At 63.7% G+C, this 16,615-nt stretch carries 14 protein-coding genes; 7 read left to right on the top strand and 7 right to left on the bottom strand.

The annotated features are described in order from the left end of the window. Nucleotides 1-15 precede the first annotated feature (15 nt). Together BMZ91_RS00150 and BMZ91_RS00145 are read right to left on the bottom strand one after the other, a co-directional pair. Nucleotides 16-1,344, bottom strand: coding sequence for a PQQ-like beta-propeller repeat protein (locus BMZ91_RS00150; RefSeq protein WP_092833120.1), 1,329 nt, complete (start codon nt 1,342-1,344; stop codon nt 16-18). Between the two features lie 66 nt (nt 1,345-1,410). Then, complete coding sequence (locus BMZ91_RS00145) at nt 1,411-2,100, bottom strand: tetratricopeptide repeat protein (RefSeq protein ID WP_092833594.1); 690 nt, start codon at nt 2,098-2,100, stop codon at nt 1,411-1,413. 220 nt (nt 2,101-2,320) lie between these two features. Between BMZ91_RS00145 and BMZ91_RS00140 the strand changes: the two genes are divergently transcribed. The 3 genes from BMZ91_RS00140 to BMZ91_RS00130 all read left to right on the top strand — a co-directional run bounded on the left by BMZ91_RS00140 (nt 2,321) and on the right by BMZ91_RS00130 (nt 7,712). Continuing rightward, a complete protein-coding gene (locus BMZ91_RS00140; RefSeq protein ID WP_092833592.1) occupies nt 2,321-3,550 on the top strand; it encodes an efflux RND transporter periplasmic adaptor subunit in 1,230 nt (409 codons plus the stop codon). Then, on the top strand, nt 3,547-7,338 hold the full coding sequence (locus BMZ91_RS00135) for an efflux RND transporter permease subunit (RefSeq protein ID WP_092833119.1): 3,792 nt from the start codon (nt 3,547-3,549) through the stop codon (nt 7,336-7,338). The genes BMZ91_RS00140 and BMZ91_RS00135 overlap by 4 nt, the downstream gene beginning before the upstream one ends. Nucleotides 7,339-7,538: 200 nt before the next feature. Continuing rightward, complete coding sequence (locus BMZ91_RS00130; RefSeq protein ID WP_245736162.1) at nt 7,539-7,712, top strand: VPEID-CTERM sorting domain-containing protein; 174 nt, start codon at nt 7,539-7,541, stop codon at nt 7,710-7,712. Here BMZ91_RS00130 and xrtE read toward each other — a convergent pair whose 3' ends face one another. From xrtE to BMZ91_RS00105, 5 genes are all read right to left on the bottom strand, one after another. Beyond that, a complete protein-coding gene (gene xrtE, locus BMZ91_RS00125) occupies nt 7,713-9,314 on the bottom strand; it encodes an exosortase E/protease, VPEID-CTERM system (protein WP_092833117.1) in 1,602 nt (533 codons plus the stop codon). It lies immediately after the preceding gene. 70 nt (nt 9,315-9,384) lie between these two features. After that, nucleotides 9,385-10,050, bottom strand: a complete 666-nt coding sequence (locus tag BMZ91_RS00120; protein ID WP_092833116.1) for an alpha/beta hydrolase — start codon at nt 10,048-10,050, stop codon at nt 9,385-9,387. Continuing rightward, the gene (locus BMZ91_RS00115; RefSeq protein WP_092833114.1) at nt 10,047-10,676 is read right to left on the bottom strand and encodes a DNA-3-methyladenine glycosylase family protein; all 630 of its coding nucleotides are present in this window, start codon (nt 10,674-10,676) and stop codon (nt 10,047-10,049) included. Before BMZ91_RS00115 ends, BMZ91_RS00120 begins: the two co-directional genes overlap by 4 nt. Beyond that, a complete protein-coding gene (locus BMZ91_RS00110) occupies nt 10,673-11,401 on the bottom strand; it encodes a cobalt-precorrin-6A reductase (RefSeq protein ID WP_092833112.1) in 729 nt (242 codons plus the stop codon). The genes BMZ91_RS00115 and BMZ91_RS00110 overlap by 4 nt, the downstream gene beginning before the upstream one ends. Next, nucleotides 11,398-12,459: a cobalt-precorrin-5B (C(1))-methyltransferase gene (locus tag BMZ91_RS00105; protein WP_092833110.1), complete on the bottom strand. Its 1,062-nt coding sequence runs from the start codon at nt 12,457-12,459 to the stop codon at nt 11,398-11,400. Before BMZ91_RS00105 ends, BMZ91_RS00110 begins: the two co-directional genes overlap by 4 nt. Before the next feature lie 221 nt (nt 12,460-12,680). Between BMZ91_RS00105 and cobA the strand changes: the two genes are divergently transcribed. The 4 genes from cobA to BMZ91_RS00085 all read left to right on the top strand — a co-directional run bounded on the left by cobA (nt 12,681) and on the right by BMZ91_RS00085 (nt 16,587). Then, the gene (gene cobA, locus BMZ91_RS00100; RefSeq protein WP_092833108.1) at nt 12,681-13,556 is read left to right on the top strand and encodes a uroporphyrinogen-III C-methyltransferase; all 876 of its coding nucleotides are present in this window, start codon (nt 12,681-12,683) and stop codon (nt 13,554-13,556) included. Then, on the top strand, nt 13,544-14,809 hold the full coding sequence (locus tag BMZ91_RS00095; RefSeq protein WP_092833106.1) for a cobyrinic acid a,c-diamide synthase CobB: 1,266 nt from the start codon (nt 13,544-13,546) through the stop codon (nt 14,807-14,809). The genes cobA and BMZ91_RS00095 overlap by 13 nt, the downstream gene beginning before the upstream one ends. 42 nt (nt 14,810-14,851) lie before the next feature. Next, nucleotides 14,852-16,069, top strand: coding sequence for an MFS transporter (locus tag BMZ91_RS00090; protein ID WP_092833104.1), 1,218 nt, complete (start codon nt 14,852-14,854; stop codon nt 16,067-16,069). Nucleotides 16,070-16,197: 128 nt separating this feature from the next. Next, the gene (locus tag BMZ91_RS00085) at nt 16,198-16,587 is read left to right on the top strand and encodes a hypothetical protein (RefSeq protein WP_092833102.1); all 390 of its coding nucleotides are present in this window, start codon (nt 16,198-16,200) and stop codon (nt 16,585-16,587) included. Nucleotides 16,588-16,615: the final 28 nt, after the last annotated feature.

The following is a 16,615-nucleotide window of genomic DNA, read 5'->3' as shown; positions in this document are numbered from 1 at the left end:
TACAGGATCGCGCGGTCAACGGAAAGCCAGCAATTGGCCCTTTTTTGAAACCACGTAAAGCGTGTTGCCTGCAACGACCGGATTGGTGGTCGCGCCGCCGGGCAGGTCAACCGTGCCCCGCGGCAGGCCCGAGGCCGGGTCAAAGAACCGCAGCACCCCGTCGCCCGAGGCCACGATAAGCTGCCCCCCGGCAATAATCGGGCCGAAGTGGCCGATGATATCTGATTGACGGCGCGGACGCTTGTTCTTGAACAGCGGCAGTTCATGCCCCCAGATGCGGCGGCCATCCTCGGTTGCCAGGCGCACGATTTCGTTGCGATCGGTGACCATGAAGATCGAATCGCCCGCAGGCCAGACCCGGTTGAGCGGGCCTTCGGTCGCGGTCCAGATCCGCTCGCCATTGCCAAGGTCAAGCGCCACGGTGCGTCCCGAATGGCTTCCGGTATAAACACGCTCGCCCACAACCACCGGATCGCCGGTGATGTCATCGACCCGCGCACTGGCAACGCCAAGACGCTCGCCCGCGATCTGGGCATCCCAAAGGCGTAGACCGCCCTTGCGGAAAGCACCCTGCACTTCGCCCGCCCCAAAGGCAAAGATCGCATATTTATCGGTGATCGCCGGGGCCGGGCCGCCCAGAACATTGTGGATATCCGGCGAACCCGATAGCTGCCAGCGGATGCGCCCGGTATCGGTTTCAAGCGCCCAGGCGACATCATCGCCGGCCACCACATAAACCAGATCACCCAGCACAGCCGGGGTGCCGGTGCCACTCGCGCCAAGCTTTTGCTGCCAGATCACGGCGCCGGTGGCAGAGTCAAGCGCGCTCAGCAGGCCAAAGCCCGAGGACACAAACAGCTTGTCCGCACCATAGGCAAGACCGCCGCCGCTGGCATTGGACGAGGCGTCATTCGGCGGGGTGATATCGGTGCTCCACAACAGCGCGCCAGCGGTCGACACGGCGCTGATCTGCGCCTGTGCATCTAGCGTAAAGACCCGCCCGCCCGCGACGACCGGATCGGCAGTGATGCGCACGCGGTGCGCGTCACCGGCGCCGATATTCACCGCCCAGGCCAGTTGCGGATTGGCCCCAAGGGCGGGATGCACCGTGCGGGTGGCGGATGTGCCGATGGCCTGGCGCCACTCTGCGTTCGCCGTGGCAGCGGGCAAGGCCACCAGTTCGACGCTGTTGTCGGGCGTTACATTGACCTCGGCCTGGGCGGCATCGGTTTGCAGCACTTCGCGCAGCCCCTGACGCTCCCCAGGCAGAATCGGGTCTTTCTTGTTACAGGCCGTCAGGGCAAGGACCGTTGCCAGTCCAAGGATCAATCCGTTGCGTGTCACTACTCGTGCCCTCTACTTTTTCGCCCGTTTTCGCACACCGGGGGTGCCCCCGCTGCGGGATACGTCTTACTGGGATGCCGCCGCACCCGACTGGTCGATGCGCGCCGTCTCGGGCGGCTCGGCGCCCAGGGCCACAATCACTTGTGTGGCGCGCCGACGCAAGCCCGCTGTGGCCTCGGCATCAGCGACGATTTGCATCATCCGGTCAAGCGCCGCCGTCTTGTCGCCGGTTTCCAGATCAATCAGGCCAAGCTGTTCTTCGGCCAATAGCCGCACCAGACCGCCCGACCGCGCAAGCCCCTCCATCAGGGTGCGACGGGTGTCAACGTCAAGCCCGGAGCCCGGAAGCGTCACCGCCTTGAGCGTGGCAATCTGGCGGTAAACCGGATCGGTGCCCTCGCGTTCGGCCATCGCCATCAGGCGCTTGGCGGCCTCCTCCGGGCTCTCGCTTGCGGCCTCGGAGGCGGCCAGAAGGTCAAGAACCGCCTGCGCCGACGGGTTGGGCACGGTGATCTCGCTCAGGGCCTGCGCGCGCGCTGCGCGCTCGTCAAGGGCAAGCGCCGCGACAATGCTATCGCCAAGCGCCTGTGCCGCGTCGCGGGCCTGCGCCTTTTGCCATTCATTCCACGCCGCCCCGCCAACCAGCAAAAGGATCGCCAAAATCGCGATCCAGCCATAGCGGCGCATATAGCCAAACAGACGGTCGCGGCGCACCTCTTCCGTGACTTCTTCAATGAAACTGTCGCTGTCGCTCACGCCCCGGCCCCCTTGCATTTTTCCCCTCTTAACCCGAAGCCCCGGCCCTGCCAAGGGGCGGCAGGCCCTGCCGTGACGGAGCGGCTTGCGAGGCCGCGCAGAAAAGTTTAATCTGAACCGGTCAGTTTAGCGTATGACGGAGTATGAACCCCGCCTGCGCCCATAGCCATGCGGTATGATGGTCATACGGTATGAGACGCCCGGCTCGGAAAGTTGCAAGATGCGTTTAATTCCTATTTTGATTGCCATCGTGGTTTCCGCGCTGATCTATGCCTTTGTGTTCGAGCGTGAGCGCCTGGTCGCGCTGCTGCCCGCGCCCACACCAGAGGCGACCGCCCCCGCAGACGAAAGCGCGACCGCACCCAACACCGAACAGAGCAAGGTCGGCGTCGTCGCCATCCACTCAAAGGCGCGGGTGATCGACAGCGCCGTGATCCTGCGCGGGCGAACCGAGGCCAACCGCCTTGTCGAGCTGCGCGCAGAAACATCCGGCCTTGTCATCTCCGAGCCGCTGCGCAAGGGGGCGTTTGTGGCAAAGGGCGATCTGCTCTGCCGCCTTGATCCGGCCGCGCGCAACGCCACTCTGGCCGAGGCCCGCGCCCGGCTTGCCGAGGCAAAAACCCGCGTGCCCGAGGCCGAGGCCCGCACATTGGAGGCCCGCGCCCAGCTTGAAGAGGCCGAAATCAACGCCAACGCCGCCGAAAACCTTGAGCGCGGCGGCTTTGCCTCGCAAACCCGCGTGGCGGCCACCCGCGCCGAAGTAAGCTCTGCCCGCGCTGCGGTGCAATCGGCCAGTTCCGGGCTTGAGGCGGCGCGCGCAGGCATCGAATCGGCCCGCGCCGCCATCAGCGCCGCCGAGAGCGAGATTGAGCGGCTGGAAATCACCGCACCCTTTGAGGGCGTTCTTGAGACCGACACCGCCGAAATCGGCAGCCTTCTGCAACCCGGCGCGCTCTGTGCCACGGTGCTGCAACTCGATCCGATCACGCTTGTCGGGTTCGTGTCGGAAATGCAGGTTGCGCGCGTCGAGCGCGGCGCCATGGCCACAGCCCGCCTTGCCTCGGGCCTGAGCGCCGAAGGGCGGGTGACCTTCCTGTCGCGCGCCGCCGACAACACCACCCGCACCTTTCGCGTCGAGATCGAAGTGCCCAACCCCGACCTTGGCCTGCGCGACGGTGAAACCGCCGAAATCATGATAAGCGCCGAGGGCAAGACCGCGCATTTGCTGCCGCAATCGGCGCTGACGCTTGATGACGAGGGCACCCTTGGGGTGCGCCTTGTGGATGGCGACAGCCGCGCCCTCTTCACGCCGGTCACGCTGTTGCGCGACACGCCGCAGGGGGTCTGGATGACCGGCCTGCCCGAAAGCGCCGATGTAATCGTGATTGGACAGGAATATGTCACCGATGGGGTGCCGGTCAAACCGACCTATCAGGAGCTTGGCCAATGACCGGCATCGTCGATTGGGCCGCCGCGCGCGCACGCATGGTGCTGGCCTTTGTGGTGCTCTCGGTGCTTGCGGGCACGCTGGCCTATGTCGGACTGCCCAAAGAGGGCGAGCCCGACATCGAAATCCCGGCCCTCTTCGTCTCGGTCCCCTTCCCCGGCATTTCCGCCGAAGACAGCGAAAAACTTCTGGTCAAGGTCATGGAAACCGAGCTGAGCGATCTTGACGGGCTCAAGACCATGACCGGCACTGCGGCGGAAAACTATGGCGGCGTCGCGCTTGAGTTCGAGTTCGGCTGGGACAAGACCAAGATCCTTGCCGATGTGCGCGATGCGATGGACACCGCCGAGGCCGACTTTCCCGAGGGGGCCGAGAAATACACCCTGAACGAGGTCAATTTCAGCGAATTCCCGATCATCGTCGTCAATCTGAGCGGCCCTTTGCCAGAGCGCACGATGGCGCGGCTTGCCAAGGATCTTCAGGATACGCTTGAGGGCATGGAACCGGTGCTTGAGGCCGGCATCGCGGGCAATCGCGACGAGATGGTCGAGGTGGTGATCGACCCGCTGCGCCTTGAGGCCTATAATGTCACAGCCCTTGAGCTGATCAATGTGGTGCGCAACAACAATCAGCTTATTGCCGCCGGCGAGGTCGACAATGCCCAAGGCACGTTTTCGGTCAAGATCCCGTCCTCATTTGAAGAAACCCGCGATATCTATCGCCTGCCGATCAAGACCAATGGCGACCGGGTGGTGCGGCTTGGCGATCTGGCGACGATCAACCTGACCTTCGAGGACCGCCTCGGCACCGCGCGCTTTAACGGCGAAACCACGGTGGCCTTGCAGGTGGTCAAGCGCAAGGGTTTCAACATCATCGACACCGCCGACCTTGTGCGCGAGGTGGTGGCCAAGACGGCGGCCCGCTGGCCGGACGAGGTGCGCGCCGCTGTAACCGTGGGCACATCCAACGATCAGTCGCGCACCGTGGCCTCGATGGTCAGCCAGCTTGAAGGCTCGGTGCTGACGGCGATTGCGCTTGTGATGATCGTCATTCTGGCGACGCTTGGCATTCGCCCGGCGCTGTTGGTGGGCTTTGCAATCCCGACTTCGTTCCTGCTGTGCTTTGCGCTTTTGGCGATCATGGGGGTGGCGGTTTCCAATATCGTGATGTTCGGCCTCATCCTCGCGGTGGGCATGTTGGTCGATGGCGCTATCGTGGTGGTCGAATATGCCGACAAGCGGATTGATGAGGGCGTCGGCCCGATGCACGCCTATGTCGCGGCGGCCAAGCGGATGTTCTGGCCTGTGGTAAGTTCGACCGCGACCACGCTCTGCGCATTTTTGCCAATGCTGTTCTGGCCCGGTATTCCGGGGCAGTTCATGGGCATGTTGCCGGTCACTCTGATCTTCGTGCTGAGCGCATCGCTTCTGGTGGCGCTGGTCTATCTGCCGGTGCTGGGCGGTGTGACCGGGCGCACCGAGCGCTGGTTCGATCTGCGGATAGCCCAGATTGCCGGGCTTTTCTGGCTATGGCACCTGTTGCTTTTGCCGATTACAGCGGGGGCCGTGGCCCTGGCGGGCAGTGTCGCGCCGATGCTGCTGGAACAGGTCAGTGCCGCCTTTGCGGGATTGGACAGCGCCAGGATTCTGGGATCGGTGGTGCCGACCCTGGCGCGGGTCTTTGCACTTTTGCTTGGCGTGACCGTTTTGGCCGCCATTGGCCTCGGGGGCGTCGTGGGCCTGTTCCTCGGGGTGATGGCGATTGGGCGTCGCTGTGGCAATCTTGGTCGCGCGCTGTTGCGCCGCGCCCTGCCCAACCGGCGCCCGCGCGTCAAGGCGGGCTATCGCCGCTCGCCGTTTGGCCGGGTGATCCACCTGATCACCGGCAATCCGCTGTCACCGCTGCTGGCCTTTGGGGCGATCTTCGTGCTCGTCGGTTCGGTTCTGATCTTTTACGTGCAAAACAACAACGGCACCGAGTTTTTTGTCGAATCCGAACCCGAACAGGCGATCGTTTACGTGCGCGGACGCGGCAACCTGTCGATCGACCAAAAGGACGATCTGGTCACACAGGTCGAAAAGATCGTGCTGGCGCACCCCGGCGTGCAGACCGCCTTTTCCTTTGCCGGCGACGGCGGGCTCACCAACAACACCGGCGGCGCACAGCCGCCGCGCGACACCATCGGTCAGGTTCAGCTTGAAACCATTCCCTGGGATGAGCGCCCAGTGGCGCGCGAAACCTGGTTTACCATTCCGATCCTGAACTACGCGGTCAGCCGCGCGGTCAAGGTCGAGGCCTTTGACGGCGACACGGTCATTGCGGAGCTGACCGAGGAGCTTGGGCAAATCCCCGGCATCAAGGTCGAGATCCTCGCACAGGCGCGCGGCCCGGCCTCGGCCAAGCCGGTGCATCTGCGCCTCAAGAGCGATGACTGGAACAGCCTGATCGCCTTTACCGAAACGGCGCGTGCGAAATTCGATGAAACCACCGGTCTGCATCAGGTCGAAGACACCCTGCCCCTTCCCGGCATCGACTGGCAGATCGACGTGGACGTGGAAAAGGCCGGTCGGTTCGGCGCCGATGTGGCCACCGTGGGCGCGATGGTGCAGCTTGTGACCCGCGGTATCCTGCTTGATACGATGCGGGTTGAAAGCAGCGATGAGGAGATCGAAATTCGCGTGCGCCTGCCGGAGAAGGACCGGGTGCTCTCGACGCTCGATACCCTCAAGGTGCGCACCGAAGACGGGCTTGTGCCGCTGAGCAACTTTACCACCCGCACCCCGGTGCAGAAGCTGGCGCAGATCGACCGCGTCGATCAAACCCGGTTTTTCGACATCAAGGCTGCGGTCGTGGACGGGCTGAGCAAGACCACCACCGATGCGCAGGGCCATGAATCCAGCGTGCCGATCACCGCCAACGAGCGGATCGCAGAGCTTACCAAATGGCTTGAAAGCGGGGTTCTGCCCGCCAATCTGACCTATGAATGGACCGGCGACGCCGAGGATCAGGCAGAATCCGGCGCCTTCCTGCAAAAGGCGTTTCTGGGCGCGTTGGGCTTGATGTTCATCATCCTGCTGGCGCAGTTCAACAGCGTCTATAACGCGGTTCTGGTGCTTCTGGCGGTGGTGTTGTCGACCACCGGGGTTCTGATCGGGATGCTGGTGATGAACCAGCCGTTTTCGATCATCATGACCGGCACCGGCATTGTCGCCCTCGCGGGGATCGTGGTGAACAACAACATTGTCCTGATCGACACCTATCAGGAATTCAGCCGCTACATGCCCCGGATCGAGGCGATCACCCGCACCGCCGAGGCGCGCATCCGGCCGGTCCTGCTGACCACGATCACCACGATGGCGGGGCTTGCGCCGATGATGTTCGGGCTGAGCCTTGATTTCGTCGCGGGCGGCTATGCCTTCAACAGCCCCACCGCTTTGTGGTGGAAACAACTGGCGACGGCGGTGGTGTTCGGGCTTGGCATTGCCACGGTGCTGACGCTGATCTTTACCCCGGCGATGCTGGCGATGCGGGTCTGGGCGGGGACCTATGTGCTCTGGACGGCGCAATTGATGGCGAAACTCTCGATGGGCCGCAGCAGCCGCGCCGCCCGCGATTGGGCGCTCACGCGCGCCGCGCGCCGGGTGCAGGCGCCCGAGCTGGTCTGGCCGGATGAGAGCGCACCCGACATCGGCTATGTCGAAGAGGCCGATACCCCGCCCCCCGATCTTGACGACCTGAAGCGCATTCTTGAGACCCGCGACACAGGCAAGCCATTGCGCGCCGCCGAGTGATTCGCCCCTCCCGCAAAGGGAGGCGAGCGATATTTTCCGCTGTCAGGATTCCATTTGATGAAAATCGGAAACAATGCCGGGTTTCCGCTCGTTTCGTTTCACTCTGCACGGCTTAAACGACGCCAGTCTTGAAATGTGGCCGATTTCTGGCAAATATGTGGTCGTATATAGATCGAAAGACATTCTGGGGAGACAGCATCATGTGGAATTGGTTCATCCAGCATTACGGCGGAGGCAACAGCGGCTCCGGCGGTTCCACGTCGCATGCATCTTCGGTGCCCGAGATGGATGCGGCAAGCGGCACTCTGGCGATTGCTGTGGTTCTGGCGGCGCTTGTGCTGGTCTGGGAAATCAAGCGCCGCAGGCGCGCCTGATCAGATCAGCGACCAGTCGCCCCGCCACAGGGCGACACCGGCAATAACGGCATTGGCAACAGCATGGGCGGCAATGGCATCGGCCAGCCGCCCGTTGCGCATGTAAAGCAGTGAAAAGACCAGCCCCGCAAGCCCGGCCTCAATCCAGCGGCCATGCATCGCGGCAAAAAGCGTGGCCGAGACCAGCACCGCCACGACCCGCGAGGCCGTCCCGCCCTGATCAAGGCGCGCCTGAATATAGCCGCGAAAGAACATCTCTTCGATCAGCGGCACAAGCATTACTGTGCCAAATATCCGCAGCATGGCCCAAAGCGCCAGCGACATCCCGCCAAGGGCCGCCAATGCAGCATCGGGCGCGGCGGCGGGTGCGCTCAGCACCCAGAGCACGCCGACACACAGGCCTGCGAAACCCGCCAGCGGCCCCGGCATGGCAAGATGGCGTCGCACCGTCCCGCGCGCCCACCACAGCACGCCAAGCATCATCGCCACCTGCACCGGATAGCCAAGCGCAGGCGCAGACCAGAACGCCTGAACGATCAGCCCCGAGAGGGCAAAGACAATAAAGGGCAGGATTCGCCCGACCACGTCATCCTGTGCCAACGAAGCGACAGGCGCCGCCCTCTCCTCCGCCACATCGCGCATGACAAAACCGCTGCGGCTGACCACGATCAGCACACCGATCGACAGCGTCGAAAACATCAGCCAGCCGGCAAAGCTGTGAAAGCCGTTGACCGCAAGCTCTGGCGAAAGATGCGCGCCGATCAAAAGAAGTGCCGTGATGCGCAGCACGTTGAACATCCAGCTTGCCACAAGCGCCAGCGGCCAGATCACCAGCCAGAACCGCTTGAGACGCAAATCGTCGCGAAACAGCGCTGCGAACAGCGCCAGAAACACCGTGATCAGAACAAAACCCTCGATCCCCGAACAGCTATCGGCGACCTGGACCAGAAAATCATCGGCGCCGATGATATGCACACTCGGGTCCACCGTCACCCGGTCGGATACCAACGACAACGCCACCACAACGGCGATAAAGGTGATATCGGTCAGAACCTGCTGATACCAGAGCGGCCCCAGCAGAACCACAAGCCCCGGCAACAGCGCCGCCAGCCCAAAGAGCGCCAAGAGCGACAGGCCACGCCCGCGCAGCCAGCTGCGCCAGGCGCCCGGCCTGGCCAGCCAAAAGAGCCCGCCAAGCGCGGCCAGTGCGGCCCCCGCCACCAGCACCGGAAAGATCAGGTGAAAATTCGCGTTCATATCCGCCGGGGCAACCACGCCAAGTGGCGCAAGGATCAGGGCAAACCCACCCCCATGCACCAGCCCGGATATCCGCCCGCCCGGTGTGTCACGACAGATATCGGCAAAGCCCTGCCGCGCCTCTGGTCGCGCCCAAAGGTAAATGCCAAGCAAGAAGGCCACGCACATCACCCCAAGCGCCAGCCCGCGCAACGCCCGGCAGGCGCCCTCAATGGCGGTTTGGCGACACTCAATCTGGCTCAGGATCTGAAAGGCGAGGATCACCACGACCATCTCGGTCGCGAATAACGCACCAAGCCAGACCACCCGCGAAGGCAGTATCCGGGTCTGTGTTGCCTCTGTCATTGCTCAAACATTTAGCACCGCCGCATGAGTGCAATAAGGCACACCTTGGGCGATTTTCGAGAGGTCCGCGTCAAAGCCCAAGCTTGTCGCGCATGAAGGCAAGCGCCACGCTTAGCCCATCGGGGGCAATGCCATGGCCCGTGCCCTTCATGATATGGGCATAGACATCCTGCCAACCCGCGCCCTGCAAGGCCTCTGCCGCCTCGGGCAGGGATTGCACCGGCACCACGTCGTCGGCATCGCCATGCACCAACAAGATCGGCGGGCGGCTGACGGTGTCGTCCTGCAACAATTCGGGCGACAGCAGGCGACCGGAAAACGCCACGATCCCCGCCACCGGGTCTTCGCGGCGCGGCGCCACATGCAGCGCCATCATCGTGCCCTGCGAAAAGCCGAACAGCACGACCTGTTCGGGCAACAGATCCTCATCCACCATCAACGCGTCAAGAAAGGCGTTCAGATCGTCGGCGGCTGCCATCAGCCCGCGATGCGCCTCTTCCTCGCTTGATCCGTCAATCCAGGGGATCGGAAACCATTGCAGACCAAACGGCATGCCGGGAATTGATTCCGGCGCATCGGGCGCCACAAACAACGTATCGGGAAGGTGTTCGCCCAAGGGATCGGCCAGCCCCAGAAGATCGGCCCCATTGGCGCCATAACCGTGCAAAAATACCACCGCCGAGCGGGTTTCGCCCGAGAGTGCCTCTTTGCGCCCTGCTTTCAATACGCGTGTCATCTGATCCCTTCCCTGTCCTTCGCCACCCGGTAGTAGGCCCATAAAAGCCGCGCCGCAACCGATCGCCAGGGCGCCCAATCTTGCGCCATCTGCCGCAACGCACGTTCCTTGGGGCGCTCGGGCAGGTCATAAATCAGCCGCGCGGCCTCTTGCAACGCCAGATCGCCGGGGGCAAAGACATCGGCGCGACCGAGGCTGAACATCGCATAGATTTCCGCCGTCCAGACGCCGATGCCGGGCACCTTGGTCAGCGTCGCGATCACCTCGGCGTCGGGGGCCGCGCGCAATGCGGCATAGTCTATCTCGGCCTCGGCCAATGCCCGCGCATAGCGCGCCTTCTGGCGGCTCAACCCTTCGCCGCGCAGGGCGTCTTCGGAGGCGCCCAGAACCGCGCACGGAGTGTCCAGCCCGGCGGTCTTGAGCCGGGTCCAGATCGCATTGGCCGAGGCAACACTGACCTGCTGGCTGACAATCGCGCTCAACAGCCGCTCAAACCCGTCCTCGCTGCGCCGCAATGGCAAATCGCCGGTCTGCGCATAGGCCGCTTTCAGGCGCGGGCAAATGCCCGAGAGATAGGCCGCGCCTTCTTTCACATCCGCGTCGGTTTCGATGATCCGCCCGGTCATAGTGTCGCCACCCATGCAAGGGCCGCCTCGACCGTGGCCACGCGCGGCGCATCGGGCTGGGCGGGGCGGTTGATCACGATCACCGGCAGGCCCAGATCGCGCGCCGCCACCAACTTGGACATCGGCGCATCGCCCCCGGCATTCTTGACCACAAGCCAATCCACCTTGAGCCGTTTGAAAAGGTCGCGCTCATGATCATCGGAAAACGGCGGCCGCCCGACAAGATATTCGCCATTTTCAAAGGGAAACGCCGCCTCGGGCGGGTCAATCTGGCGACAGATCAGATAGCGCCCGGTCATATTGGCAAAGCGCTCAAGGGTCTGGCGGCCCGTCGCCAGAAACACCCTTGCGCCTGTCGGAATATGCGTGGCGGCGTCTTCCTCGCGGTCAATGAACACCCAGCTGTCGCCGGGCCCTGCCTGCCATTCGGGCCGCAAAAGCTGGCAATAGGGAATGCCGCGCGCGGCGCAGACCTCTGCGCTTCGGGTCGAGATATGCGCGGCAAAGGGATGCGTCGCGTCCAAAACAGCGGTGATCCCCGCCTCTTGCAGGAAATCGGCAAAGCCCTGGGCCCCGCCAAAGCCGCCAATCCGAAGCGGCACCCCAAGCGCACGCGGCGCCCGTGTCGCCCCGGCCATTGACGCCACCACGTCGCGGCCCTGCGCAGATAGCGCACGCGCCAGGGTCTGCGCCTCGCCGGTGCCCGCGAGTAACAGGAGGGTCATGCGACCGGCCCCGGCGCACCTGCGCGGGCCAGAATACTGCCCTTGCGGTCAATCACCACCGTATCAACGCCAATCTCATCCGGCAGCATGGCACGCACCTTCTCAACCGCCGTTTCAGCCACCCATTCGGCAAGCTTTTCCCCGGCCTCTTCATAGGCTTGCAGCGCAGTATTCATGTATTTTAGATCGGGCATATCAAGCGCCTTGGCAAGGCCCTCAAAATCAACCTGACTGCGCCCGGAATGCAGATCACGCGCGCCCTGTGCCAGCTTGATCATCTTGCCGATACCGCCGCCAATCGTGATATGAGGCAACGGGTGCCGGACCAGATACTTCAACAATCCACCCGCGAAATCGCCCATATCCAGCATCGCGTGATCCGGCAGATCGTATAGCTTTTGCACGACCGCCTCGCTGGTGGCCCCGGTACAGCCCGCCACATGGCGCAGGTCCGCACTGCGCGCCACATCAATCCCGCGATGAATAGAGGCAATCCAGGCGGCACAGGAAAAGGGGCGCACGATGCCGGTGGTGCCCAGGATAGACAGCCCGCCCTTGATGCCCAAACGCGGGTTCCAGGTCTGCTGCGCGAGCGCCGCGCCACCGGGCACCGAAATCGTGATCTCGATATCGGGCCGCTCGCCAAGCCGCTCGGCGGTGTCGGCAACGGTGGCCTGCATCATCTGGCGCGGCACCGGATTGATCGCAGGCTCGCCCACCGCGATCGGCAAGCCGGACATGGTGACCATGCCAACACCCTCGCCCGCCCGAAACACCACGCCGCCGTTCGAACGCGCCACCCTTGCGATGATCATCGCGCCATGGGTCACATCCGGGTCATCGCCCGCATCCTTGATCACCCCCGCCTCGGCCCAGCCCTCGCCCTGATCGGCATGCGCAATGGCAAATTCGGGCGTTTCTCCCTTGGGCAGGGTAATGTCCACCGATTTGGGACAGGGCGCGCCCCACAGCATTTCAAGCGCCGCGCGCGTCGCTGCGGTGGCGCAGGCGCCCGTGGTCCAGCCGCGGCGCAGGGGGGTATCGGGTTTGCGTGCCATATCTTGCCCGGACTATAGGCATGCCGCCGCCCAAGGCCAATTGCCAAATCCACCGCACGGCTCTATCGCGCCGCACCGCTTCTTCTGGCCCTAAATATCCCCGCCGGGGGCTCCGACAGTGCCCCTGAAGCCGCCCCTGCGGCCCGATCATGTCGCTCTTCCCCCTGTTTCGCGTCGCTTGCCACCTTTTCCCCCGGGCGAACTCGCGCCATACAGGGGGCATGACCGACTCAACCCCCTCTTTACCCACCCGCCTAGCTGGGCACGACTGGCCCGAGCTGAAATCCGGCTGGGTCTGGCTTTGCGGTGCCGGGCCCGGTGATCCGGGGCTGTTGACGCTGCATGCGCTCAATGCCCTGCAACAGGCCGATGTGGTGATCTATGACGCGCTGGTACAACAGGATATTCTGGCCTGGGCCCCGCAGGCGCGCCATATCTATGCGGGCAAACGCGGCGGCAAACCTTCGGCCAAACAGCGCGATATCTCGCTGCAACTGGTCGATCTGGCGCGTGCCGGTCACAGGGTCCTGCGCCTCAAGGGCGGCGATCCGTTTGTGTTTGGCCGGGGCGGTGAAGAGGCACAGACGTTGGTGCAACACGGCGTGCCGGTGCGCATCATTCCCGGCATCAGTGCGGGCATCGGCGGGCTGGCCTATGCCGGCATCCCGGTGACCCACCGTGACGTCAACCAATCGGTGACCTTTGTCACCGGCCATGATCAATCCGGCGAAACCCCCTGCTCGCTTGACTGGGCCTCGATCGCCAAGGGCAGTCAGGTTCTGGTGATCTACATGGGCATGAAGCATGCGGCGCAGATTGCCAGTTCGCTGCTCGCGGCCGGTCGCCCGACGGATGAGCCCTGCGCGGTGGTGTCATCGGCCACCACCCCCGACCAGAAAGTGCTGGAAACCACCCTTGGCCGAATGGCCGCCGATATCGAGGCGAGCGGCATGCAGCCGCCGGCAATCCTCTGCATCGGGCGCTCTGTTCTGATGCGTCAGGTGCTTGACTGGCAAGGCATGATGGCGGGCGCGGCACCGCGCGATCTTGATCCGCTGGGGCGCGGTCTCCCGGCTGAGGTGTCATGCCCGGAATGATCCTGGCCGCGCCGTCCTCTGGCGCGGGCAAAACCACTGTCACGCTGGCGCTTTTGCGGCTTTTGTCGCGCGAGGGCCTGGTCGTGCGTGGTGCCAAATCCGGCCCCGATTACATTGATCCGCGCTTTCATGAGGCCGCCTGTGGCGCGCCCTGCCCCAATCTTGACGCCTGGGCGATGTCGCCCGCGCGGCTTGGCGATCTGGCGACGGGGGATGGGCTTTTGATCATCGAAGGCGCCATGGGTCTGTTTGACGGCGCCCCGCCCGACGGGCGCGGTGCGGTGGCCGATCTGGCGCGCATTCTATCGCTGCCGGTGGTGCTTGTGGTCGATGCCGGTCGCATGGCCGACTCTGTCGCGCCGCTGGTGGCGGGGTTTGCCGGGTTTGACGCTTTGGTGCGCGTGGGCGGTGTCATTCTCAACAATGTCGGCTCCGAGCGCCACGAGGCAATGCTGCGCCGCGCGCTTGCGCCGCTTGGCCTGCCGGTTCTGGCGGCGCTGCGGCGCACCCCAGACCTTGCGCAGCCCTCGCGCCACCTTGGCCTGGTGCAGGCATCAGAGCGCGCCGATCTTGAGGCCTTCCTGAACAGGGCGGCGGATACGCTTGACGCCTCGCTTGACCGCGACGCGCTTTTGGCGCTCACCAGCCCCTTGCCCCTGCCCGGCAAGGCCCCCCGCCTTGCGCCGCCCGCGCAGGTGATCGCTGTCGCACAGGATCGCGCCTTTGGCTTTGCCTATCCGCATATGCTGGCCGATTGGCGCGCGGCGGGGGCCGAGTTGCGGGTGTTTTCACCGCTTGACGACGCGCCGGTGCCAGAGGCCGGGTTCGTGTTTCTACCGGGCGGCTACCCCGAACTTCATGCCGGGCGATTGAGCGGCGCGCATGTCTTCATGCAAAGCCTTAGAAATGCTGCCAAACGATCTGAAATATATGGGGAATGTGGCGGCTATATGACTTTGGGTGACGGCCTGATTGACGCGCAGGGCACCCGCCATGCCATGGCCGGGCTGCTGCCGCTTGAAACCAGCTTTGCGGCCCGCAAGCTGCATCTGGGATACCGGCGGCTCACCGCCCCTGACGGGCCGTTTCGCGGGGCATGGGCGGGGCATGAGTTTCATTATGCCAGTACCCTGCGCGCCGAGGGACCACCGCTTTTTGCGGCCCGCGACGCCGAAGGCACCGCTCTGCCCGATATGGGATTGCGGATGGGACGGGTCAGCGGCTCTTTCGCGCATCTGATCGAGCGCTGCTGATTGACCTTGCGGCGCCTGCGCGCGCGGTCTAGCACGTTGCCCATGACTGATACTGCCCTCATGCCCGATGATCGCCGCGCCCGGCGCAATGTCGCCGTTCTGGTCGCCGCGCAGGCGGTTTTGGGCGCGCAGATGCCAATGATCTTTGTGGTGGCCGGTCTGGCCGGGCAATCTCTGGCCAGCAATATCTGTTTTGCCACTCTGCCGATCTCGCTGATTGTTCTGGGCTCGATGCTTTCGGCGACACCGGTGTCGCACCTGATGCAGACCTATGGGCGACGCGCAGGCTTCATGCTTGGCGCGGGGGCCGGTGCGATTGGGGGCGCAATCGGGGCCTATGGGCTTTATGTGGCATCGTTTCCGATATTCTTGCTGGGCAGCCTGATCACCGGCACCTATATGTCGGCGCAGGGGTTTTACCGGTTTGCCGCCGCCGATACCGCCAGTGACGGCTTTCGCCCCAAGGCGATCTCTTATGTGATGGCGGGTGGCCTGCTGAGCGCCATCATTGGCCCGCAATTGGTAAAACTCACCGCACAGTCGATGATCATTCCGTTTCTCGGCACCTATCTGGCGGTGATCGCGCTGAACCTTGGGGGCGCGTTCTTGTTTCTGCTGCTCGATATCCCCAAACCGCCAATCCCCTCCGAGGATGCGCCGCGCGGGCGCACGCGGATGGAATTGCTGAAAACCCCGCGCATCGCGGTGGCAGTGATCTGTGCGATGGTGGCCTATGCCTTGATGAACCTGGTGATGACATCGACCCCCCTGGCGGTGGTGGGCTGTGGCTTTACCGAAAACAACGCCGCCGATATCGTCACCGCCCATGTGCTGGCGATGTATGTGCCCTCCTTCTTCACCGGCCATCTGATCGCGCGCTTTGGCGTCGAGAGGATCGTCGCAACCGGCCTTTTGATCCTTGCTGCTGCCGGGGCGGTGGCCTTGCAGGGCATCGAGATCAGCAACTTTTTCGCGGCGCTGATCCTCCTAGGGCTAGGCTGGAATTTTGGCTTTATCGGCGCCACGACGATGCTGGCGGGGGCGCATGCCCCGCATGAGCGCGGCCGGATGCAGGGACTGAACGATCTTCTGGTCTTTGGCGGGGTTACCTTCGCCTCACTCGCCTCGGGTGGCTTGATGAATTGTTCGGGCGGCGACGCAGAGACCGGCTGGACGGCGGTCAACCTGGCGATGGCGCCGTTTCTAGCCCTTGCCGGGGGCGCGCTGATCTGGTTGATGCTGCGCCCGAAAGACGCCTGATCGCTTCAAGGCAGATGTCGAATTTGAGTATTTTCAGAAAGATGAAAGACAAGTTGCACTCTTTCATCTTTCCCTGAAATACTCAATTCGAAGGGCGTGCCGCAAACGCCAACCGAAGTGGAGATCACATGATTTTGGATATCTGGCAAAGCTATCGGCGCATGCCGCTCTGGGTGCAGCTTTGGGTCGCTCTGATCCTTGTGCCGGTGAATGCCGCCTCACTGCTTTTTTGGGGTGCGCCGATGGGCGCCTGGGTGGCGATTCTGGCGGTTGGGGCGATGCTTTTGAATGGGGTAATCATGCTGGTTGAGCGTGGGTTTTCAAAGATGATGGCGCTGCCACATGTGATGATCTGGACACCACTTGTCGTGCTGATTCTGTGGCTATTGTCATGGGGCGATCTGACGCAGGGATATGCGCGTTATCTTGTGATCCTGCTCGTGGTCGATCTGATTTCACTGGCGCTGGATTATGCCGACACGGTGAAATGGCTGCGGGGCGAGCGCCATATCGCGTGACGCCGTGCAAAGCGAGGCCGCCCAACCG

The sequence above is a fragment of the Roseovarius lutimaris genome (assembly GCF_900115165.1).
GTDB classification, from domain to species: domain Bacteria; phylum Pseudomonadota; class Alphaproteobacteria; order Rhodobacterales; family Rhodobacteraceae; genus Roseovarius; species Roseovarius lutimaris.
Note: the sequence above shows the minus strand (reverse complement) of the source record. Positions and strands in the feature narration are given on the sequence as shown.

Bases quoted from the DNA above. Each gene is read 5' to 3' on its own strand.
- xrtE (WP_092833117.1), bottom strand. From the start codon at position 9,314: ATGACAGAGGCAACACAGACCCGGATACTGCCTTCGCGGGTGGTCTGG.
- cobA (WP_092833108.1), top strand. From the start codon at position 12,681: ATGACCGACTCAACCCCCTCTTTACCCACCCGCCTAGCTGGGCACGAC.
- BMZ91_RS00135 (WP_092833119.1), top strand. From the start codon at position 3,547: ATGACCGGCATCGTCGATTGGGCCGCCGCGCGCGCACGCATGGTGCTG.
- BMZ91_RS00095 (WP_092833106.1), top strand. From the start codon at position 13,544: ATGCCCGGAATGATCCTGGCCGCGCCGTCCTCTGGCGCGGGCAAAACC.
- BMZ91_RS00105 (WP_092833110.1), bottom strand. From the start codon at position 12,459: ATGGCACGCAAACCCGATACCCCCCTGCGCCGCGGCTGGACCACGGGC.
- BMZ91_RS00110 (WP_092833112.1), bottom strand. From the start codon at position 11,401: ATGACCCTCCTGTTACTCGCGGGCACCGGCGAGGCGCAGACCCTGGCG.
- BMZ91_RS00120 (WP_092833116.1), bottom strand. From the start codon at position 10,050: ATGACACGCGTATTGAAAGCAGGGCGCAAAGAGGCACTCTCGGGCGAA.
- BMZ91_RS00140 (WP_092833592.1), top strand. From the start codon at position 2,321: ATGCGTTTAATTCCTATTTTGATTGCCATCGTGGTTTCCGCGCTGATC.
- BMZ91_RS00115 (WP_092833114.1), bottom strand. From the start codon at position 10,676: ATGACCGGGCGGATCATCGAAACCGACGCGGATGTGAAAGAAGGCGCG.
- BMZ91_RS00130 (WP_245736162.1), top strand. From the start codon at position 7,539: ATGTGGAATTGGTTCATCCAGCATTACGGCGGAGGCAACAGCGGCTCC.
- BMZ91_RS00090 (WP_092833104.1), top strand. From the start codon at position 14,852: ATGACTGATACTGCCCTCATGCCCGATGATCGCCGCGCCCGGCGCAAT.
- BMZ91_RS00085 (WP_092833102.1), top strand. From the start codon at position 16,198: ATGATTTTGGATATCTGGCAAAGCTATCGGCGCATGCCGCTCTGGGTG.